The following is a 20,107-nucleotide window of genomic DNA, read 5'->3' on the forward strand; positions in this document are numbered from 1 at the left end:
CTGAAAAAAGAGGCGCTGGGCTAGAGCAGCTGTATCCCGAAAAGCGCCTGCGGTGGCTTGCCCTGACCGTAGATTTGATAGCCGTGGCCAGCGCGACTGTGGTTATCCTCCACTAGCAGCATGCTGCAGCTGGAGGTCTCACACCAGGAGACCTCTACTTCGGCCATGAGTACTTTGGGCACACTGGGGCTTCAGGCCTTGGCGCCCAGCGCCGCCAGCTGCTTGCGGGCACGCGCCGTGGCGCGTTCCAGCAGATAGGCGTTCTCGAAGGCGCGCAGACGGCCCGATTCGCACAGACGCTTGAGCATGCGCGCGGTCATGGTGACCGTCTGCTGGTGCTTGCTGCCTTCGGTAAAGATGAAGAAGCTGCGGCCGGCGCTGATGTGGGCCAGGCGCACCTTGTGCCAGTCGTCGCCGGTCAGCATGTTGTAGGCGAAGCCCAGCTGCAGATGGTCGATCAGCAGCACGCCGGCATTCGGGTCTGGCTCATCCTCGACCGCCGGCAGGCCATCGATGCTGATGTCCACCGCCTGCAGGGGCGCCTCGGCCGCCAAGTCGATATCGACCTTGCCGCTCCAGTCGACCTTGGTCTCATCCATCAGGCCGATGCGCTGCGCCTCGGCGGCGCTGAGGCGGCTGCCAAGATCGGTGTCTTCCGGCAGATCAACCGGCGATGTGGCGGCCGGCAGGTCCTTCTCTTCCGGCGGCGCGACGCCGAACACCTGGTCCAGCTGCTTGGCCAGCAGGTTGTAGTCCAGCGCCGTCAGCGCTGCGACTTTCAGGGACTCTGCATGGGCCGGCAGCAACTGGCCAAAGAAGGGCTTGCGCGCGGCCTCGGGCCACTGGATCAGGTCCAGGCCCTCGTTGAGCGTGCGCATCAGGATGGGCAGCTCGGCCAGGAAGGTCTTGCGCGCATCGCTGCCCGCCTTGGGCTGCACGCTCATCACCAGCTGGCGGCCCAGCTGGCGCAGGCGCTGCGCGCGCTCGGGTTGCTTTTCGTCGCGCGCGGCCAGCACGATGGCCTGGCTCCAGACTTGCGCCAGGAAATCGCGCAGGAAGCTGTGCATCGGCACCGGCGCCAATTGCTGCTGCAGCTGCTGCATGTAGCGCTGCTGCAGGCGCAGATCGGTTTCCTTGCGGGCCACCAGCAGCGTGGCATCGCCCTGGGCTTGCAGCGAGGCCGAAGCCTGCTGACCGATGAACTGCTCCAGCGCATCGAGCTTGGACTCATAGACGTCCATGCGATCGAAGTCGCCATTGGCCACGTCCTGCACCAGGTCGCGCACATGGCTCAGGAAGGCCTTGCCCGGGTCTTCGCTGAAGTCGTCGAAGGCGCAGGCCAGCGAGGCGATGCGATTGACGAAGCGGCGCACCGGATGTTTGCGCGTGGAGAAGAAGCTGTTGTCGCCCAGCGCCACACGCAGCACGGGCAGCTGCAGCCGGGCGATCAGGCGCGCCATCTGCGGCGGCACCTTGGGGTCGGACAGGATCTGGTCGAACAGGCTGCCAACCACGTCGATGACCATGTGGTCGAGGTTGCCGGTCGAAGCCTGGCGCAGCTCTTCGCGGTGCTGGACGATCAGATTGGGCGGCAGGCTCACGGCCATGCCGCCGCCGCCATTCCATTGCCCGTCGCCGTAGTCCTCGGCCCAGCCGCTGTTGTAGTCTCCACCGCCACCAGCCAGGCCGCCGTGGCCACTGGGCATATGGGAGAGGCGCCGCAGCAGGTCCATCATCTGTGCATCGACGGTGCCAAATCCACCCCCGCCAACACCGCCGCCACCACGCCGGCCACCGCCCGGCATGCCGCCCAGCCCGCCGTGCATGCTGTTGCCGAATCCGCCACCGCCCCGCTGGCCGCCACCCCAATTGCCACGGCCCGACGGCCCGGCATCCGGGCCATCCAGGCCGCCTTGCTCACTGTGGCCGCTGCCCCGGGTCGAATGACCCAGCGGATCGACGCCCGCGCGCACCCGCAAGTCTTGCGGCCGCAGGCCACGGCTGCGGAACAGCTCGGCGATGTCGGCATAGCAGGCGCGCATCTCCTGCGAGAGCGCACGCGTCAATTCATCGGTGAGCACCTGGCGGACCGCCGGGTCTTCGGTGACCGAATTGACCCCGTCGAGCAGGCCCTGGGCAATCACCTCGGGGCGCAAGGGGTTGCGCTCATTGCCAGACAGATTGGCAATGTAGGAGTCGACTTCGCGCAGCTCCCATTCGCTCTGATGGCCGATGGCCATGCCGATGCGGTCGGCCTGGACCATGGACTCGAGCTGCTCGTCGCCCATCAGCGACAGCTCGGTCCAGTCTTTTTTCTTGGGCGCCGGTGCGGCCGCCATTTCGGGGCTGCGCTGGGCAGCCAGCTGCCGACGCAGGCTTTGATAGAAGTGCTGGCCGAACACGACCTGCTGCTTGCGGAACAGAAACTGCGCCGCCAGCAGTTCGTCACGGCGCTTGGTCTGGCTGGCCGACAGTGCCGACAAGCCCATGCCCTCGGCGCCACGCTCGGCGGCCTGCTCGGCAGCGGTGCGAATACGCTGGAGGGCGGCCTCCAGATGAGGGTTGAGTCTGAGGTCGGGCGGGTTCATTGGGGTCCGGCTGGGCCTTGTGGCGTACAAGCCACGTGAACGCAAGTATCACCCGATTCAAGAGGACTCACAGTCCAACCCAGGGACGCTATGCGCCCGGCGTCGCCAAAAAGCTAACACTCCAGGCAGCGGTAACTTTCACTTACCGCCACCCCGAGGCGGGATCAGGGGTTCAGCGCTTGAGCGAGTCGCGGATCTCGCGCAGAAGCTGGATGTCTTCCGGCGTAGCTGGCGGCTCGGCCGGGGCCGGGGCCGGGGCGCTGTCGCGCTTCAGGCGGTTGATCTGCTTGACCATCATGAAAATGATGAAGGCCAGGATGATGAAGTTCAGCAGCACGGTCAGGAAGCTGCCATAGGCAAACAGCGGCACCCCGGCCTTGCTGAGGGCGTCAAAGGTCATCGGGCCCTTGAAGTCCGCCGGCGGGCTGGCCAGCATGATGAAGTAGTTGCTGAAATCCAGGCCGCCGACCACTCGCCCCACCAAGGGCATGATCAGGTGGTTGACCATCGAGTCGACGATCTTGCCGAAGGCGCCGCCGATGATCACACCGACCGCCAGGTCGACCACATTGCCCTTGACCGCAAACTCGCGGAACTCCGACATCACGCCCATGAGGCCTCCAGGAAAGTTGATCTTTGGCATTGTGCATGCCACAGGAGCAGGCGAATCGGGCCAAACCAGAGGTTTGTGGCTGGCTGAGGACCGAGGGCTTGACAGCATCCCTTAGAATCCCCGGCTGCCCCAGATCAGAAGTCTCGTTCGAGGACCCTCATGAGTGACCAGCAAGTGGACCAAGGCAAGCGCACCTGGCTCATCGCCACCGGTTGTGCCGGCGCCGTCGGCGGCGTTGCAACAGCCGTACCCTTCGTCAGTACCTTCACGCCTTCCGAGCGCGCGAAAGCCGCCGGTGCCGCCGTGGAAGTCGATATCAGCGACATCAAGCCCGGCGAGAAGAAGACCGTCGAATGGCGCGGCAAGCCCGTGTGGATCGTGCGCCGAACGCCCGAGCAGCTCGCGGGGCTGAAAGGCATCGATGGCCAACTGGCCGACCCGAAGTCGGAACGTACGGCCTACCCGACGCCCGAGTACGCCAAGAACGAAGCCCGCTCGATCAAGCCCGAGTTCTTCGTCGCCGTGGGCATCTGCTCGCACCTGGGCTGCTCGCCCAGCGACAAGTTCCAGACCGGCCCGCAGCCTTCGCTGCCGGACGACTGGCATGGCGGCTTCCTGTGCCCCTGCCACGGCTCGACCTTCGACCTGGCCGGCCGCGTGTTCAAGAACAAGCCGGCACCCGACAACCTCGAAGTGCCACCTCACATTTACCTGTCCGACACCAAGATCTTGATTGGTGAAGACAAAAAAGCCTGAACAGGACAGAGGTAAAAAATGGCTGAATTCAAAGAAGCTCCCGCTGGCGCCTCCATCGCCACGCAGCTGATGACCTGGGTGGACAACCGCTTCCCGGCCAGCAAGATGTACAAGGAGCACATGTCGGAGTACTACGCTCCGAAGAACTTCAACTGGTGGTACATCTTCGGCTCGCTGGCCATGCTGGTGCTGGTGATCCAGATCGTCACCGGCATCTTCCTGGTGATGCACTACAAGCCGGATGCCAACCTGGCGTTCGCCTCGGTCGAGTACATCATGCGCGATGTGCCCTGGGGCTGGCTGATCCGCTACATGCACTCGACGGGCGCCTCGGCGTTCTTCGTCGTCGTGTACCTGCACATGTTCCGTGGCCTGCTCTATGGTTCGTACCGCAAGCCGCGCGAGCTGGTCTGGATCTTCGGTTGCGGCATCTTCCTGTGCCTGATGGGCGAAGCCTTCATGGGCTATCTGCTGCCCTGGGGCCAGATGTCGTACTGGGGCGCCCAGGTGATCGTGAACCTGTTCGCCGCCGTGCCCTTCGTGGGCCCGGACCTGGCGCTGCTGATCCGCGGCGACTTCGTGGTGAGCGATGCCACCCTGAACCGCTTCTTCAGCTTCCACGTGATCGCGGTGCCGCTGATCCTGCTGGGCCTGGTGGTTGCACACATCATTGCGCTGCATGAAGTGGGCTCCAACAACCCGGACGGCGTCGAGATCAAGGGCCCGAAGGCTCCGAAGGACGCCGCCGGCCATCCGCTGGACGGCATTCCCTTCCATCCGTACTACACGGTGCACGACATCTTCGGTGTCAGCCTGTTCCTGATCGCCTTCTGCGCCATCATCTTCTTCGCGCCTGAGCTGGGTGGGTACTTCCTCGAGTACAACAACTTTATCCCGGCCGACCCGCTGAAGACGCCTGCGCACATCGCGCCTGTCTGGTACTTCACGCCGTTCTACTCGATGCTGCGCGCCACGACCGACACCATGGTCAATGTGCTGTGCGGCCTCATCGGCCTGGGTGCCGTGCTGGCTGTGCTGAAGGGCAACTTCGCCGGCAAGGGCAAGCTCGCCGTGCTGGTGGCCGCGCTCGTCGGCATCGGCCTGCTCAAGACCTTCGACGCCAAGTTCTGGGGCGTGGTGGTGATGGGCGGCGCGGTCGTGATCCTGTTCTTCCTGCCCTGGCTGGACCACAGCCCGGTCAAGTCGATCCGCTATCGCCCGACCTGGCACACCTATGTCTACACGGTGTTCGTGCTGTTCTTCCTGGTGCTGGGTTACCTCGGCATCCAGCCGCCGACCGACATAGGCACCCTGGTGGCACAGATCGGCACGCTGTTCTATTTCGGCTTCTTCCTGCTGATGCCCTGGTGGAGCAAGCTCGGGACCTTCAAGCAAGTGCCCGACCGCATTACCTTCCACGCCCACTGACAAGCCACAGCACCGGAGTTCCAAGAATGATGAAAAAGTTCATTGCTACGTTGCTGACCTCGCTGGCGCTTGGCGCCGGTCTGGTGTCCGGAGCCAAGGCTGCCGGCGGCGGCATCGAATGGGACAAGTTCCCGAAGGAAAAGATGACCGACATGGCGTCGCTGCAAAACGGCGCCAAGTTGTTCGTCAACTACTGCCTGAACTGCCACTCGGCAGCCTTCATGCGCTACAACCGCCTGCAGGACCTCGGCCTGACGGAGCTGCAGATCAAGTCGAACCTGATGTTCGCCTCCGACAAGGTCGGCGAGCTGATGAAGGTCTCGCTGGACGCCAAGCAGGCCAAGGAATGGTTCGGCGCCGTGCCGCCTGACCTGACCGTGGTGGCTCGCTCGCGCGCTGATGGTTCCAAGGGTTCGGGTGCAGACTATCTCTACACCTACCTGCGCACCTACTACCGCGACGACACCAAGGCCACCGGCTGGAACAACCTGGCTTTCCCGAGCGTGGCGATGCCGCATGCGCTGTGGGAGCTGCAAGGCCAGCGCGCTGCCAAGTTCGAGGAAGTGGCTGACCCGCATGACCACAGCAAGACCACGCATGTGTTCCGCGGCTTCGAGCAAGTGACGCCGGGCAAGCTCAACGAGCAGGAGTTCAACAGCGCCGTTGGCGACCTGGTGGCCTATCTGCAGTGGATGGGCGAGCCTGCCCAGGGCCAGCGCTTCCGCCTCGGCGTGATCGTGCTGTTGTTCCTGTCTGTCTTTACCGTGATCGCCTGGCGCCTGAACGCCGCGTTCTGGAAAGACGTCAAGTAAGAAGTAAGCTGCGGGCTCAGGGTTTGGTCCTGGGCCCCGTCACGCAGTGGGGCCGGTCTGCCGGCCACCCACTGCGTTTGTTTTTTGACCTTTTGAACTTCGGGAGCCGCCGTCATGATGGTGCTTTACTCTGGAACCACCTGCCCTTACTCGCACCGTTGCCGCTTCGTGCTGTTCGAAAAGGGCATGGACTTTGAAATCCGCGATGTGGACTTGTTTGCCAAGCCCGAAGACATCGCCCTGATGAACCCGTACAACGAAGTGCCGATCCTGGTCGAACGCGACCTGATCCTGTACGAGTCGCACATCATCAACGAGTACATAGACGAGCGTTTCCCGCATCCGCAGCTGATGCCCGGAGACCCGGTGGCCCGCGCCCGCGTGCGCCTGTTCCTGCTCAATTTCGAGAAGGAGCTGTTCGCTCACGTGAACGTGCTGGAAGGCCGTGGCACGACGGTCAAGGCGACCGACAAGCAGCTCGAGAAGGCCCGCTCGCAGATCCGCGACCGCCTGACCCAGCTCGCGCCGATCTTCCTGAAGAACAAGTACATGCTGGGCGACGACTTCTCGATGCTCGACGTGGCCATCGCTCCGCTGCTGTGGCGCCTGGACTACTACGGCATCGACATGTCCAAGAACGCCCTGCCGCTGCTGAAGTATGCCGAGCGCATCTTCTCGCGTCCGGCCTATATCGAGGCGCTGACCCCGTCCGAGAAGGTGATGCGCAAGTAAGCGCGGCAGTTTCCACATGGATTCCACGAGCGACAAAGGCGCCGGCAGCCCCAGCACGTCGACAAGGCCCTACCTGATCCGGGCCCTGCACGACTGGTGCACCGACAACGGCTTCACGCCCTACATCGCGGTCCATGTCGACCGCATGGTGCAGGTGCCGATGGAGTACGTGAGCAACAACGAGATCGTGCTGAACGTCGGCTTCGACGCCACTTCGGGTCTGGAACTGGGCAATGACTTCATCCAGTTCAAGGCCCGCTTCGGCGGCGTTGCGCGCGAGATCCTCGTGCCCGTGGACCACGTGGTGGCCATCTATGCCCGCGAGAACGGCCAGGGCATGGCCTTCCCAGCACCGAATGTGGAAGGCACGCCCGAAGCCGGGGCTCCGGCAGCTGCGGGTGCCTCACCGGCCCGCGGCAGCGTGACCTCCCTGCGCAGCCTGCGCCTGGCAAGCACGCCTGAAGCTGAAGCACCGCCGCCACCAGCAGCGGTACCTGCTCCTCAGGCCAAGCAGCCTGAAGATGCCAGCAAGCCCGAAGGCGGCGGCGATGAGCCCTCCGGCCCGGCAGGCGGCGGTCGCCCGGCGCTCAAGCGCATCAAGTAAGAAATTGGCCCAAGTCGCATTTGAGGTGGCGCACAGCCCCTACAATGCGGCTCCCGTCAAAGGGAACAGCCGGCTTAGCTCAGTTGGTAGAGCAACCGCCTTGTAAGCGGTAGGTCATCAGTTCGAATCCGATAGCCGGCACCAAGAATGCAAATCGCCCCCGTCCCACAGACGCGGGGCGATTTTTTTGCCTCTTCGCCAGAGCCCTTCATGATTCAGCGCTGCTGCAGCACCTTGATGCGCACCAGCGCCGGCCGCAGGCCCTGCTCGCGGATCAGTTCCTCCAGCCTCGGCTGCAGATGGCGCAGCTTGGCGGCCACGGCTGCATTGGCGGCCAGGAGCGTCCAGCCTTCCTCGTCGACCGGTCCGGGCTGCACGAAACGGGTCAGGGCGCCGGGCAAGGCCGGCTTGACGATGGCCATGCGGCGGTTCGATTCCTGCAGGAGCAGACCCAGCCTGGCCAGGCCGCTGTGCTGCTCCAGCGCCTGCTGGATGCCCAGCGGCGCGGGCGTGACTGGGGAACGGGGCTGGGCCATGCGCGCAGTGTAGTGGGCGGCTCAAGGGGTAGTCGGGCGCGATGCTAAACTCGGCGGGTTTTTCTGCAGCCTGACTCTGGCCGGCGGCCGACGCACTCTTGCGTTGCCGCGCGCCGCCCCCAGCTAGGCCGTCTCCCAAAAATTACATCGTTCGCCACGCGGCCAGACCCGGGCGCCCAGCACGCAGGTCAAAAGCCCGCGCCACAGACCAACAAGTCATTGTTCAAGCCGCATGTTGCCCAAGCTTCTTACCCAGATTTTCGGTAGCCGCAATGAGCGACTGCTCAAAGGCTACCGCCGCATCGTCCAGCAGATCAATGCGCTGGAGCCCCAGTTCGAAAAGCTCGACGACGCGGCACTGAAGGCCAAGACCGAAGAGTTCAAGCAGCGTGTGGCCGCCGGCGAAACGCTGGACGCCATCCTGCCGGAGGCTTTTGCGGTCTGCCGCGAAGGCTCCAAGCGCGCTCTGAAGATGCGCCACTTCGACGTGCAGCTGATCGGCGGCATGGTGCTGAACAGTGGCAAGGTCGCCGAAATGCGCACCGGCGAAGGCAAGACGCTGATGGCCACGCTGCCGGTCTACCTGAATGCACTGGCCGGCAAGGGCGTGCATGTGGTGACCGTCAACGACTACCTGGCTCGCCGCGACGCCGAGTGGATGGCCAAGCTCTACAACTTCCTCGGACTGACGGTGGGTATCAACCTGCCGCAGATGCCGCGCGAAGAAAAGCAGGCCGCCTACGCCGCCGACGTGACCTATGGCACCAACAACGAATACGGCTTCGACTACCTGCGCGACAACATGGTCTACGAGGTGGCGGACCGGGTGCAGCGCAAGCTGAACTACGCGATCGTCGACGAAGTGGACTCGATCCTGATCGACGAAGCCCGCACGCCGCTGATCATCTCCGGCCAGGCCGAAGACCAGACGGACGTCTACCTCGCGATCAACCAGGTGGCACCGCTGCTGAAAAAGCAGATCGGCGAACTCGACCTGCGCACCGGCGAAGGCGTCGAGGTCCCTGGCGACTTCACGGTGGACGAGAAGTCGCACCAGATCTACCTGACCGAAGACGGCCACGAGAACGCCGAGAAGTTCCTCAGCCAGGCCGGCCTGCTGGCCGAGGGCGCGTCGCTCTACGACGCTGCCAACATCACGCTGATGCATCACCTGTATGCATCGCTGCGCGCCCACCACGTGTTCCACAAGGACCAGCACTACGTGGTGCAGAACGACGAGGTCGTGATCGTCGACGAATTCACCGGCCGCCTGATGACGGGCCGGCGCTGGAGCGATGGCCTGCACCAGGCCGTCGAGGCCAAGGAAGGCGTGCAGATCCAGAGCGAGAACCAGACCCTGGCCTCGATCACTTTCCAGAACTACTTCCGCATGTACGGCAAGCTCTCGGGCATGACCGGCACGGCCGACACCGAGGCTTATGAGTTCCAGGAAATTTACGGCCTGGAGACCGTGGTCATCCCGCCGAACCGCCCCACCATCCGCAAGGACGAGCTGGATCTGGTCTACAAGACTTCGCAGGAAAAGTTCCAGGCGGTCATTGCCGACATCCGTGACTGCCATGAGCGCGGCCAGCCGGTGCTGGTCGGCACCACCTCGATCGAGAACTCCGAGCTGATCTCGGCCCTGCTGCAGCAAGCCAAGCTGCCGCATGCAGTGCTGAACGCCAAGCAGCACGCCAAGGAAGCAGAGATCGTGGCCCAGGCCGGCCGCCCCGGCGTGATCACCATTGCGACCAACATGGCCGGTCGCGGTACCGACATCGTGCTGGGTGGCAATGTCGAGAAGCAGGTGCAGTTCATCGAGGCCGACGAAGCGATTGCCGAGGCCGACAAGGCCGCACGCATCCAGCAGCTGAAGGACGAATGGCAGGGCCTGCACGACAAGGTCAAGGCCGAGGGTGGCCTGCGCATCATCGCCACCGAGCGCCATGAAAGCCGCCGCATCGACAACCAGCTGCGCGGCCGTTCGGGCCGCCAGGGCGACCCGGGCTCCTCGCGCTTCTATCTGTCGCTGGACGACCAGCTGATGCGCATCTTCGCGGGTGACCGCGTGCGAGCCATCATGGACCGCCTGAAGATGCCCGAGGGCGAAGCCATCGAGGCCGGCATCGTGACCCGCTCGATCGAGAGCGCCCAGCGCAAGGTCGAGGCCCGCAACTTCGACGTCCGCAAGCAGCTGCTCGAGTACGACGACGTCTCGAACGACCAGCGCAAGGTCATCTATCAGCAGCGCAACGACATCCTCGAGGCGCAGACCCTGATTGCCCAGATCGCCAACCTGCGCGCCAGCGCGCTGGAAGACGTGGTGCGTACCTTCGTGCCGGCCGAGAGCCTGGAAGAGCAGTGGGACCTGCCCGCGCTGGAGCGTGTGCTGCACGACGAATGGCAGCTGGACGTGGGCCTGCTGGCCGCCGTCGAGAAGAGTGACTCCATCACCGATGACGAGATCCTCGAGCTGGTGGTGAAGGCTGCCGACGCTGCCTTCCAGGTCAAGCTCGACCAGGTCGGCGCCGAGCAGTTCACGCCCTTCATGCGCATGGTGCTGCTGCAAAACATCGACCAGCACTGGCGCGAGCACCTGGCCTCGCTCGACTACCTGCGCCAGGGCATCCATCTGCGCGGCTATGCGCAGAAGAACCCGAAGCAGGAATACAAGCGTGAAGCCTTCGAGCTGTTCTCGCAGATGCTGGACGTGGTGAAGCTGGAAGTGACGCGCACGCTGATGAATGTGCGCATCCAGAGCAAGGACGAAGCCGCCCTGGCCGCCGCCGCGCTGGAGCAGCAGGCCGAGAATGTCAGCAACGTCACCTACACGCATCCGAATGAAGATGGCTCGGTGTCGGAAGACAAGGAACTTGCGCCTGAGCAGATGATGGGCGTGGGTCGCAACGATCCCTGCCCTTGCGGCAGCGGCAAGAAGTTCAAGGCTTGCCACGGCAAGCTGTCCTGAGCGACTGAATAGCAAGACCCAAAAGGGGCTTCCATCGGAAGCCCCTTTGTCTTGTGGCCTGCCTACAATTCGCGCCACACCCTCTCATGCGCACTCATGTGCGAACGTCATGCCCGTCAATCTCAGCGCTCCCGATCCCGCCAGCCTGCATCCTGTTCCCGGCGTCCGCCTGGGCATCACCATGGCCGGCGTGCGCAAGGCCAATCGCCGCGACCTCTCGGTAATCGCGCTGGACGCGGGTTCGGCCGTGGCCGGTGTGTTCACCAAGAACCGCTTCTGCGCTGCGCCGGTGCAGGTCTGCCGCGAGCACCTGGACGCCGGCACCGGCATCCGCGCCGTACTGATCAACACCGGCAACGCCAATGCCGGCACCGGCGCCGACGGCCTGGCTCGCGCCCGCCTCACCTGCACCGCACTGGCTGAGGCCATGGGCGTGCAGCCGCAGCAGATCCTGCCCTTCTCCACCGGCGTGATCATGGAAACGCTGCCGGTGGACCGCATCGTCGCTGGCATCCCGGCCGCCCTGGCCGCGCTGCGCCCCGACGCCTGGGACGAAGCTGCCGCCGGCATCATGACAACAGACACGCTGCCCAAGGCTGCCTCGCGCCAGGTGCAGATCGGCGGCCAGACGGTCAGCATCACCGGCATCAGCAAGGGCGCCGGCATGATCCGCCCGAACATGGCGACGATGCTCGGCTTCGTCGCGACCGACGCGAACATCAATCCCGACCTGCTGCAAGGCCTGGTGCGCGACGCGGCAGATGCCTCGTTCAACCGCATCACGATCGACGGCGACACGTCGACCAACGATTCATTCCTCTTGATCGCCACCAACAAGGCCAAGCATCCGCGCATCGAGTCCCTGAGCTCGCCCGAGGGCCAGGTCTTGCGTGATGCGGTGATCGCTGTTTCGCAGCAGCTGGCGCAAGCCATCGTGCGCGATGGCGAAGGCGCGACCAAGTTCATCACGATCCAGATCGAGGGTGGCCGTGACGAGGCCGAATGCCAATTGGCAGCGTATGCCATCGCCCACTCACCCCTCGTGAAGACGGCGTTCTTCGCCAGCGACCCGAACCTCGGCCGTATCCTGGCCGCCGTAGGCTATGCCGGCATCGCCGACCTGGACCAGACGCTGATCGAGCTCTACCTCGACGACGTGCACGTGGTGCGCGCCGGTGGCCGCCACCCCGACTACCGCGAGGAAGACGGCCAGCGCGTGATGAAGCAAAGCGAGATCACGATCCGCGTGGGCCTGCATCGCGGCCCGGCGCAGGCCACCGTCTGGACCTGCGACCTGAGCCACGAGTACGTGACGATCAACGCGGACTACCGGTCCTGATTTCCTGACCCCAAATAGACAAAAGGCCGGTGCTTTGCAGCACCGGCCTTTCTCATGGGGCCTGCCCGATCAACGTGCCGCCGGCTTGAACAGCGGCATCACATCCCGCTTGCCCCTCTCGAGATACGGCACCGGCTTGTCCATCCACTCCGGACGCGGCGCGCCCTTGAGGTAGTGGTCGAAGAACTCGCCCATGTGCACGGTGAAGTGCTTCATGTTGTCGCGCTCGCGCAGGCCGTGCTTTTCGCCGTTGTAGTTGAACCAGTAGGCTTCCTTGCCCAGGCGGCGCAGCGCGGTAAAGAACTCGATGGCCTGGTACCAGGGCACGGCGTCGTCGTCGTCGTTATGGATCGTCAGGAACGGCGTCTGCACCTTGTCGATCTTGAAGATCGGCGAGTTCTCGATGTACTTGTCGGTCGCGTTCCACGGCGCGCCACCGATGCGGCTCTGCTGCTGCTCGTACTGGAACGCACGGCTCACTCCAGCGCCCCAGCGGATGCCGCCGTAGCCGCTGACCATATTGGCCATCGAGGCGCCGGCCTCAGCCGCGGCAAAGGCATTGCTGCGCGTGATCAGGTAGCTGATCTGGTAAGCGCCCCAGCTGTGACCCTGGATGCCCACGCGCTTCTCATCTACATAGCCGGCCTTGACCATGTGCTTCACCGCCGGCAGCACCGAGTTGGCAGCGCTGCGGCCTGGGTAGCCGATGGTGTAGACGATGTCCGGACGCAGCACGATGTAGCCATTGCTGACATAGCGGCTCACGTTGATGTTCTGAGCCGGTGCCGGCGGCACGTAGCGGTTCAGGTTGTCCGTCATCTTTTCGTAGATGTAGACCATCATCGGATACTTCTTCTTGGGGTCGAAGTTTTCCGGCTTCGCAACCAGCGCGCGCAGCTTCTTGCCGTCAGCCGCGGTGAACTCGATCAGCTCCTGCGTGCCCCAGATGTACTGCGACTGCTGCGGGTTCGCGTTGCTGATCTTGACCGGCGAAGCCAGGTCCAGCTTGGCCGACCACAGGTCCGGGAACTCGACAAAGCTCTGCTGTGTGAACAGCACGGCATCGGCCTTCTTGGCCTTGATCAGGCCGCTCATCAGCTTGTCACTGTGGATCAGCTTGGCCGGCTCACCACCAGCGGCCGGCAGCTTGTAGAAGCCGGTCGAGCGGTTCACTTCATGCGCGGCCGACAGCATCAGGCCGTCCGTCGGCAGGCGGCGGCTTTCCAGGTCTTCGGTTTCCAGTGGCACATAGCGCAATTGCAGCTGGTGCTTGCGGCCGAAGCCGTTGGTGATGTTGCGGGCGGCTTGGCTTGCCAGCGTCACTTCCCACAGATCGAACTGGTCGTACAGGACGACGGTCGCGTCGTTCTCGGACCAACCTGCAAAGCCATAGGCATCAGCCGGTTCGACCACATCGCGCTCGATGTTCTCGAAGCGGCTCTTGATCTTGCCGGTCAGGTTGAGCTGCTTGCCGTCGGCCATGCGGTAGGCAAACCAGGTCTTCTGCGCGGGCGAGAAGCTCAGCGCATACTCACCGCCCGGCGAGAGGCGCGGCTGATTGCGCAGCTTGGTGGCGAACTGGCGCCTGTCGCCGGTCTGAAGGTCGATGGCGTAAGCGTCGAAATAGAGCGCGTCCCAGCTCTGCAGCATGCGGTACGGCAGCTCGCTGATGCCCAGGGCCCAGCGGCCGTTGTCGTTGACCATCACATTGGGCAGCTCAACGCCGCCCAGTTGCACGAACTTCGGTGTGGCGGCGCCCAGATGCACCACCGCGCGATAGTTGCGGTTCTTGTCGCGCTCGGCCCGGACCTTCTGGACCGATTGCAGCTCGGGGTCCTTGTAGTGCCAGAGGTCGACCTTCATCGGCTCGGGCGCGTCCTTGGGCTCGGCCTTGGGCAGCTCGGCAGTGCCGAGGAACAGACGTTGGCCGTCCTTGCTGAAGCTCAAGGATGCATGCTCGCTGGGGCCCCAGCCCGCCGGCATGCCGGTGGTGCTGGCATTGACCAGCACTTGCGCGGCTGCGTCCTTGGCGCGCCAGAAGAACACTTGATAGGCGGCCGGCACTTCAGGCGTCTTGTCGTCCTTCTTTGCCGCCTTCTTCGCTGCAGCCAGCTCGGCCAAGGCATCGCGGTTGCTGATGAAGGCGAGCTGCGTGCCCGCGCGGTCGAACTGCAATTGCTTGTAGCTGCCGGCGCCGGTGATCAGCGCCTTCGCGACCGGCTCGGCCGGGTTCACCACATAGACGCCTTCGCGCAAAGCTTCAGCTGCCTTGGCCGCTTCGGCCGGCGCACTGGCGCCGCTGGCAGCACTCGCCGCACGGGCACCCGCTGCGGGTGCAGCTTCCTTGACCGAGACCGTGTAGGCCAGCAAGCTGCCGCTGCGCGGCCAGGCGAAATCGGCCACGTCCTTGTAGCTGGTGCGCTTGGCCGCAGCCACATCGATCAGCAGCAGCTCGGTACCAGCGTCCTTCTTGCGTGCAGCACCAGCGGCAGCCGCACCAGGTGCGGCCTGGTCGTCTGCGCCGTAGCTGAAGTCGAAGTCGGACTTTGCAGCCGCAGCAGCCGCGGCGCCATCCTTCTTGGCGACAGGTGCCTCGAGCTGCACGGCCAGGTAGGCGCCGCCCTCTTCCGGCCAGGCGAAGCGCTTGACGCGCTCAATGACCTCGACCTTGCCGGTCGCCACGTCCATGATGCCAAGCGATGGCCTGGGAGCATCGTCGCCGCGCTTCTTCTCCTTCTTGGCCTTGTCCTGCTCGGCACGGCTCGGATGGATGGTGAAGGCCAGATAGCGGCCATCGGCGCTGAACGCCAACAGCGGCAGGTTGGCACGAGCCGGGGCTTCGCCAAATGCCGGGGGCGCGCTGGCGCCGCTGGAGCCGCGCGTCGAACGCCATTCGCGGCCGTCAGACAGCTGACGGACGACGACCTCGCCATCGCTTTCCTGGCCCACGAGTGCATAGGCAGCGAAGCGGCCATCTGCTGTCAGTGCCGTACCCTGCACGCTGCGCCAACCGGCATAGACATCATGCGTGATCGGCTTCTTGGCCGAGAGCGGCGTGGGTTCGGTGGCAGCCCAGGCAGTGCCTGCTACAAGCAGCACTGCGGCCAATAGCAGGCCGGGGCGGAAATGTTTGTTCATGTCTGGTGGGGAGCTCAAGGCTCGCAAGACGGGCGAAGCGACCTTTATAGCAAGCACTGTGCAAAGAACCATTGCTCCGGGGCGATCAGCAGCATTTTTCATGACCTCATGACGGATGGTTCTTTGTCGCTACGCACGTCGACCAGCTAGCATCGCCGGCCATGAAAGCCAACAACGTCCTCGCCACCATCGGCAACACGCCGCACATCCGCATCAACCGCCTGTTTGGCGACAACAGCGAGGTCTGGATCAAGTCCGAGCGCAGCAATCCGGGCGGCTCGATCAAGGACCGCATCGCGCTGGCCATGGTCGAAGCGGCCGAGGCGGACGGCCGCCTCCAGCCCGGCGGCACCATCATCGAGCCCACCTCCGGCAACACCGGCGTGGGCCTGGCCATGGTGGCCGCGGTCAAGCGCTACAAGCTGGTGCTGGTGATGCCCGACAGCATGTCGATCGAGCGACGCCGCCTGATGCTGGCCTACGGCGCCAGCTTCGACCTGACGCCGCGCGAAAAAGGCATGAAGGGCGCCATCGCCCGCGCCCAGGAACTCGCCGCTGAAACACCCGGCGCCTGGATTCCGCAGCAGTTCGAGAACCCGGCCAATATCGCAGTGCATGTGGCCACGACGGCGCAGGAAATCCTGGCCGACTTCCCCGAAGGCCTGGACGCGCTGATCACCGGCGTCGGCACTGGCGGCCATATCAGCGGCACGGCGCAGGTGCTGAAAAAGTCCTGGCCGAACCTGAAGGTCTACGCGGTGGAGCCCAGCGCGTCGCCCGTCATCAGCGGCGGCGCACCGAGTCCGCATCCGATCCAGGGCATTGGCGCCGGTTTCATTCCAGCCAATCTGCAAACCGACCTGCTGGACGGCGTGATCCAGGTCGAGGCCGAAGAAGCCCGCGAGTTCGCGCGCCGCAGCGCCCGCGAAGAAGGCCTGTTGGTCGGCATCTCCAGCGGAGCCACCCTGGCGGCCATCGCCAGGAAGCTGCCCGAGCTGCCTGCTGGCAGCCGGGTGCTGGGTTTCAACTACGACACCGGCGAGCGCTATCTCTCCGTCGAAGGCTTTCTGCCGAGCTGAGATGGGGCGCCCGGTGAACGGCCTACCGTTTCCCGGCTGCTCTAATTTTCACTCATCGGCGCCGTCGAGGCTGGGCTGATCGTTGTCGCGATTGGCTTGCTTCTTCAACTGCGCTTGCAGGGGCTTCAGCGACTCGATCATCGCCTCGGGCGACTTCGGGGCCACCAGGCGGAATGCCGGCGGCGGCAGCGAGCTCAGGTAGGCGGGGCCCAGCCAGTACTGCTGCTCCTGGCGCTTGGCCACCGTCATCACCAGGCCCAGAAGCAGCAAGGCGGCCAGGATTGCCGCCAGCCAGCGCTTGGCACGTGGCCACACGAGGCTGGCATGCCACCACAGCATGGCCGCCAGGCCAAGCGGGAAGCTCACCGCATCGAGCACCAGCAGGCGTGGCAGTGACAGCGAATAAGCCACCAGCGGCAGCAGCGCCCCGATCAGATGCAGGCCGGTCAGCGCCAGCAACGCCCGCTTCAGGTGCAGCACGAAGGGGAAGCGGCGCTGGAACAACTGGTTGACCAGCGACCACAGGGCCGCCCATACCAGGAGCACACCGAGCGGCGTCAAGACTGCCGAGCTGTAGTCGATCCACGGCGTTCCGGGGTTCACGGCCGACCATTGGTCGAACCAGAGCAAGCCCATCCAGAACACGAGCAGGATGGGCAGCCAGGCATTGCCACGCCAGCCACGCACTTCATGCTCGTGGCCGAGCGGCTGTTCGGCGGGCAGGGCCTGGGCCGAGGTGCGCAGTCGCAGCTCGGTGCTGCCCAGGCGGAAGACGCCACCCACGCCCAGCGCCACGCGCTCGCCGCCTTGCAGCCGGCGCTCAGCCACCCAGCCGCCGTTGAGGCTGGGCAGCAAGGCCAGCTCGGCCCCCTCCTCGCCCCAGTCCAGCAGCGCATGCTGGCCGGCCACATGCACGTCCGGCAACACCAGGTCGCAGTCGGGTGAGCGGCCGATGCTGAGCGGCCACTGGGCAATCTTGTGCAGGGCGCGGACCTGGCCCTCGCGGTCCAGGATCTCGATCAGCGCGCCTTGGCTGCCCATGCGAAGCCTCCCAGGTAATGCGATGTCAGTTTGAGCGCGTTGTCGAAACTGACGCCCTTCGCGTCGAAGCGCCCGAGCGCACCCTCGGTCTTGGCGTCCACCGTGGTGATCAGGATGCTCAGGTCATGCAGACCCTCGAGCTTGCGATAGGCCCGCATGCAGACGACGGCACGCAGCGGCAGCCCGTCGCGCTCCACGAAGTCCTCCTTGCAGAACGGTGCCGTGCGGTCGCGGTCGTCGCGGCCCAGGCGCTCGTTGCGGAAGCTCGCCGAGTACTGGCGCGAGAAACGGATCGAGCCGAGGTTGCGGCCGTCATAGGCCTCGTGCGACATGTCCAGGTAGCCGGTCTGCATGCCGCCATTGATGAACACCGCATGCTCCATGCGGCATTGCGAGCGCTGGAATTCCAGGCCCTTGGTGTCGGACGGCGTGCCGCGGCCCCAGCAGCGCATGAACTGCTCCTGCGGCACCGGCAACTGATAGCGCGGATGACCGGCCACGCGCCAGGGCTGGGCCATGAAGCGCTGTACCAGCTCATCCTGATAGGCGAGCATCTGCTCGCGCAGGCGAGGCCACGCAGCCACCTTCAGCGGCTTGAGGCTGCGGCTGCGTTCGAACAAGGCCTGGGCAAACTGCCCTGGCACCAGGAAGCTCATCTGCTGCGCAAAGAACATGGCCGAGACGTTCACGCCGACCACGCGCCCTTCCTCATCCACCACCGGGCCACCGCTCATGCCCGAGTTGATGCTGCCCGAGTAGTAGATCAGCGGATCGAAGCTGCGCTCCACCAGGCCGTTGTAGGTGCCTTCGACCACGGCAAAGGCCACGTCATGCGGATTGCCCATGGAATAGATGCGGTCGCCCTTGGACAGCGGCTGGTCCTTGGGCCGGAAGCTCAGCGCGCCAATGGCCTTGAGCGCAGCCGGATCGGCCCGCAGCAAGGCCAGGTCGCGGCGCACGTCAAAGTCGAGCAGTTCCAGCGTGCCTTGCAGGCCTTCCGTGGTTTCAAACTGCAGGCGATAGCGCTCGGGCTCCAGCGCGACCTGACTGATCACGTGGTAGTTGGTGACGATGTGGCCTTCGCTGCTGACCAGGAACCCGGACCCGACCGAGGCCTGACTGTCCTGGTTCTTCAGCAGCGTGCGGATCTGCAGCAGGTGCGAGCGCGCCCGCTCATAGACACGGCGGGCGGTGGCCGAGACCGGGGCGGGGGCAACGGCCGAGGCCGCTTGCGCCACTGGCGGCGGCGGGCTGGCGCCCCGCTGCGCTTGTGGCGCTGGCTGCTGTGCGTGCAAGGGCAAGGCCGCCAGGGTCAGTGCCAGCGCAACTGCAGCGCGCCATGGCAAGGCGATTGAAAGCAAACCGTCCTCCGATAGGGATTGGGGGCCGATGCTACCGGTTTGTTCCCGCCTCAGCCCAGTTGCCAACCCATTTCCTCGCCACCGCGCAGCGGCTTGAGCTGCGCGGCCTCGCCGAAGGGCACGGCTTCGGGCAGGGTCCAGCGCTTGCGCTGCAGCGTCACCTGCGCAGTGTTGCGTGGCAGGCTGTAGAAGTCGGGGCCATTGAAGCTGGCAAAGGCTTCGAGCTTGTCGAGCGCGCCGACCGAATCGAAGGCCTCGGCATAGAGCTCCAGGGCCGACAGCGCAGTGAAGCAGCCGGCACCGCAGACCGAGTTCTCCTTCATCACTGAGGCATGCGGCGCGCTGTCCGTGCCGAGGAAGAACTTGGGCGAGCCCGAGGTGGCTGCCTTCAGGAGTTCGAGCCGGTGCGTCTCGCGCTTCAACACCGGCAGGCAGTAGTAGTGAGGCCGCAGGCCGCCCATGAAGATGGCATTGCGGTTGTAAAGCAGGTGCTGCGGCGTGAGCGTGGCCGCCGTGTATTGGTCTGCCGCTGCCACATACTGCGCCGCTTCGGCCGTGGTGATGTGTTCGAACACCACCTTCAGCTCGGGCATGTCGGCGCGCAGCGGGCGCATCACCTGGTCGATGAAGACAGCCTCGCGGTCGAACACGTCAACGGCCGGGTCGGTCACCTCCCCGTGCACCAGCAGCAGCAAACCGTCGCGCTGCATGGCTTCCAGCGTCCGGTAGGTCTTGCGTATGTCGGTCACGCCGGCATCGCTGTTGGTCGTGGCGCCGGCCGGGTAGAGCTTCAAGGCCACGACGCCTGCATCCTTCGCACGCCGGATTTCGTCCGGCGTGGTCACGTCGGTGAGGTAGAGCGTCATCAAGGGCTCGAAATCGACGCCCTCGGGCACCGCAGCGAGGATGCGTTCCCGGTAGGCCTGGGCCTGTGCCGCGGTGGTGATCGGCGGGCGCAGGTTCGGCATCGCGATCGCACGGGCGAACTGGCGGGCGGTATAGGGAACGACGCTTTGCAGGGCCGCGCCATCGCGCAGATGCACATGCCAATCGTCGGGGCGTGTCAGGGTGAGGCTGTCTTGCATGTGCACATTGTCCCAAAACCCGTG

Annotated in this window: 15 protein-coding genes and 1 tRNA gene; 9 read left to right on the forward strand and 7 right to left on the reverse strand. The window is 64.8% G+C overall.

Annotation, left to right across the window (positions count from 1 at the left end):
* Positions 1–191: 191 nt before the first annotated feature.
* Positions 192–2,588, reverse strand: a complete 2,397-nt coding sequence (locus V3596_RS17085; protein ID WP_334279009.1) for a DUF1631 family protein — start codon at positions 2,586–2,588, stop codon at positions 192–194.
* Positions 2,589–2,760: 172 nt separating this feature from the next.
* Positions 2,761–3,201 carry a large conductance mechanosensitive channel protein MscL gene (gene mscL, locus V3596_RS17090; protein ID WP_334279010.1) on the reverse strand — a complete coding sequence of 147 codons (441 nt, stop codon included), beginning with the start codon at positions 3,199–3,201 and terminating at the stop codon, positions 2,761–2,763.
* 159 nt (positions 3,202–3,360) lie between these two features.
* On the opposite strand from mscL, the gene petA reads away from it, so the two are divergent.
* The 6 genes from petA to V3596_RS17120 all read left to right on the forward strand — a co-directional run bounded on the left by petA (position 3,361) and on the right by V3596_RS17120 (position 7,677).
* Complete coding sequence (gene petA, locus V3596_RS17095) at positions 3,361–3,957, forward strand: ubiquinol-cytochrome c reductase iron-sulfur subunit (RefSeq protein ID WP_334279011.1); 597 nt, start codon at positions 3,361–3,363, stop codon at positions 3,955–3,957.
* An 18-nt stretch (positions 3,958–3,975) separates the two neighbouring features.
* Positions 3,976–5,385 carry a cytochrome b gene (locus V3596_RS17100; RefSeq protein WP_334279012.1) on the forward strand — a complete coding sequence of 470 codons (1,410 nt, stop codon included), beginning with the start codon at positions 3,976–3,978 and terminating at the stop codon, positions 5,383–5,385.
* Positions 5,386–5,414: 29 nt separating this feature from the next.
* Positions 5,415–6,197 carry a cytochrome c1 gene (locus V3596_RS17105; protein ID WP_334279336.1) on the forward strand — a complete coding sequence of 261 codons (783 nt, stop codon included), beginning with the start codon at positions 5,415–5,417 and terminating at the stop codon, positions 6,195–6,197.
* A gap of 114 nt (positions 6,198–6,311) precedes the next feature.
* Positions 6,312–6,929, forward strand: coding sequence for a glutathione S-transferase N-terminal domain-containing protein (locus V3596_RS17110; protein WP_282828862.1), 618 nt, complete (start codon positions 6,312–6,314; stop codon positions 6,927–6,929).
* Between the two features lie 16 nt (positions 6,930–6,945).
* Positions 6,946–7,533, forward strand: a complete 588-nt coding sequence (locus tag V3596_RS17115) for a ClpXP protease specificity-enhancing factor (RefSeq protein ID WP_334279013.1) — start codon at positions 6,946–6,948, stop codon at positions 7,531–7,533.
* A 68-nt stretch (positions 7,534–7,601) separates the two neighbouring features.
* Positions 7,602–7,677 (forward strand) — tRNA-Thr (locus V3596_RS17120).
* 71 nt (positions 7,678–7,748) lie between these two features.
* Here the strand turns inward: V3596_RS17120 and V3596_RS17125 are convergent.
* Positions 7,749–8,069 (reverse strand): hypothetical protein, encoded by a 321-nt coding sequence (locus V3596_RS17125; RefSeq protein ID WP_334279014.1) that lies wholly within the window; start codon positions 8,067–8,069, stop codon positions 7,749–7,751.
* Positions 8,070–8,301: 232 nt separating this feature from the next.
* On the opposite strand from V3596_RS17125, the gene secA reads away from it, so the two are divergent.
* Positions 8,302–11,040, forward strand: coding sequence for a preprotein translocase subunit SecA (gene secA / locus V3596_RS17130; RefSeq protein ID WP_334279015.1), 2,739 nt, complete (start codon positions 8,302–8,304; stop codon positions 11,038–11,040).
* 109 nt (positions 11,041–11,149) lie between these two features.
* Complete coding sequence (gene argJ / locus V3596_RS17135; protein ID WP_334279016.1) at positions 11,150–12,379, forward strand: bifunctional glutamate N-acetyltransferase/amino-acid acetyltransferase ArgJ; 1,230 nt, start codon at positions 11,150–11,152, stop codon at positions 12,377–12,379.
* 69 nt (positions 12,380–12,448) lie between these two features.
* Here argJ and V3596_RS17140 read toward each other — a convergent pair whose 3' ends face one another.
* Complete coding sequence (locus V3596_RS17140) at positions 12,449–15,517, reverse strand: alpha/beta hydrolase family protein (protein WP_334279017.1); 3,069 nt, start codon at positions 15,515–15,517, stop codon at positions 12,449–12,451.
* A gap of 161 nt (positions 15,518–15,678) precedes the next feature.
* Between V3596_RS17140 and cysK the strand changes: the two genes are divergently transcribed.
* On the forward strand, positions 15,679–16,596 hold the full coding sequence (gene cysK, locus V3596_RS17145) for a cysteine synthase A (RefSeq protein ID WP_334279018.1): 918 nt from the start codon (positions 15,679–15,681) through the stop codon (positions 16,594–16,596).
* A gap of 48 nt (positions 16,597–16,644) precedes the next feature.
* Here cysK and V3596_RS17150 read toward each other — a convergent pair whose 3' ends face one another.
* Genes V3596_RS17150 through pyrC form a run of 3 tightly spaced genes read right to left on the reverse strand, consistent with a single transcriptional unit; the run spans position 16,645 to position 20,083 of the window.
* Positions 16,645–17,637 carry an FHA domain-containing protein gene (locus V3596_RS17150; RefSeq protein WP_334279019.1) on the reverse strand — a complete coding sequence of 331 codons (993 nt, stop codon included), beginning with the start codon at positions 17,635–17,637 and terminating at the stop codon, positions 16,645–16,647.
* On the reverse strand, positions 17,616–18,998 hold the full coding sequence (locus V3596_RS17155) for a S1 family peptidase (protein WP_334279020.1): 1,383 nt from the start codon (positions 18,996–18,998) through the stop codon (positions 17,616–17,618). Before V3596_RS17155 ends, V3596_RS17150 begins: the two co-directional genes overlap by 22 nt.
* Before the next feature lie 50 nt (positions 18,999–19,048).
* Entirely contained in the window at positions 19,049–20,083 is a 1,035-nt protein-coding gene (pyrC, locus tag V3596_RS17160; RefSeq protein WP_334279021.1) for a dihydroorotase, read from the reverse strand.
* Positions 20,084–20,107: the final 24 nt, after the last annotated feature.

Origin of the sequence: Roseateles microcysteis (genome assembly GCF_036880965.1) — a bacterium.
Classification (GTDB): domain Bacteria; phylum Pseudomonadota; class Gammaproteobacteria; order Burkholderiales; family Burkholderiaceae_C; genus JAUASW01.

What these genes read in the sequence shown, in the direction of transcription:
- V3596_RS17085 (WP_334279009.1), bottom strand. Translation starts at nt 2,588, where the DNA reads ATGAACCCGCCCGACCTCAGACTCAACCCTCATCTGGAGGCCGCCCTC.
- mscL (WP_334279010.1), bottom strand. Translation starts at nt 3,201, where the DNA reads ATGGGCGTGATGTCGGAGTTCCGCGAGTTTGCGGTCAAGGGCAATGTG.
- petA (WP_334279011.1), top strand. Translation starts at nt 3,361, where the DNA reads ATGAGTGACCAGCAAGTGGACCAAGGCAAGCGCACCTGGCTCATCGCC.
- V3596_RS17100 (WP_334279012.1), top strand. Translation starts at nt 3,976, where the DNA reads ATGGCTGAATTCAAAGAAGCTCCCGCTGGCGCCTCCATCGCCACGCAG.
- V3596_RS17105 (WP_334279336.1), top strand. Translation starts at nt 5,415, where the DNA reads ATGAAAAAGTTCATTGCTACGTTGCTGACCTCGCTGGCGCTTGGCGCC.
- V3596_RS17110 (WP_282828862.1), top strand. Translation starts at nt 6,312, where the DNA reads ATGATGGTGCTTTACTCTGGAACCACCTGCCCTTACTCGCACCGTTGC.
- V3596_RS17115 (WP_334279013.1), top strand. Translation starts at nt 6,946, where the DNA reads ATGGATTCCACGAGCGACAAAGGCGCCGGCAGCCCCAGCACGTCGACA.
- V3596_RS17125 (WP_334279014.1), bottom strand. Translation starts at nt 8,069, where the DNA reads ATGGCCCAGCCCCGTTCCCCAGTCACGCCCGCGCCGCTGGGCATCCAG.
- secA (WP_334279015.1), top strand. Translation starts at nt 8,302, where the DNA reads ATGTTGCCCAAGCTTCTTACCCAGATTTTCGGTAGCCGCAATGAGCGA.
- argJ (WP_334279016.1), top strand. Translation starts at nt 11,150, where the DNA reads ATGCCCGTCAATCTCAGCGCTCCCGATCCCGCCAGCCTGCATCCTGTT.
- V3596_RS17140 (WP_334279017.1), bottom strand. Translation starts at nt 15,517, where the DNA reads ATGAACAAACATTTCCGCCCCGGCCTGCTATTGGCCGCAGTGCTGCTT.
- cysK (WP_334279018.1), top strand. Translation starts at nt 15,679, where the DNA reads ATGAAAGCCAACAACGTCCTCGCCACCATCGGCAACACGCCGCACATC.
- V3596_RS17150 (WP_334279019.1), bottom strand. Translation starts at nt 17,637, where the DNA reads ATGGGCAGCCAAGGCGCGCTGATCGAGATCCTGGACCGCGAGGGCCAG.
- pyrC (WP_334279021.1), bottom strand. Translation starts at nt 20,083, where the DNA reads ATGCAAGACAGCCTCACCCTGACACGCCCCGACGATTGGCATGTGCAT.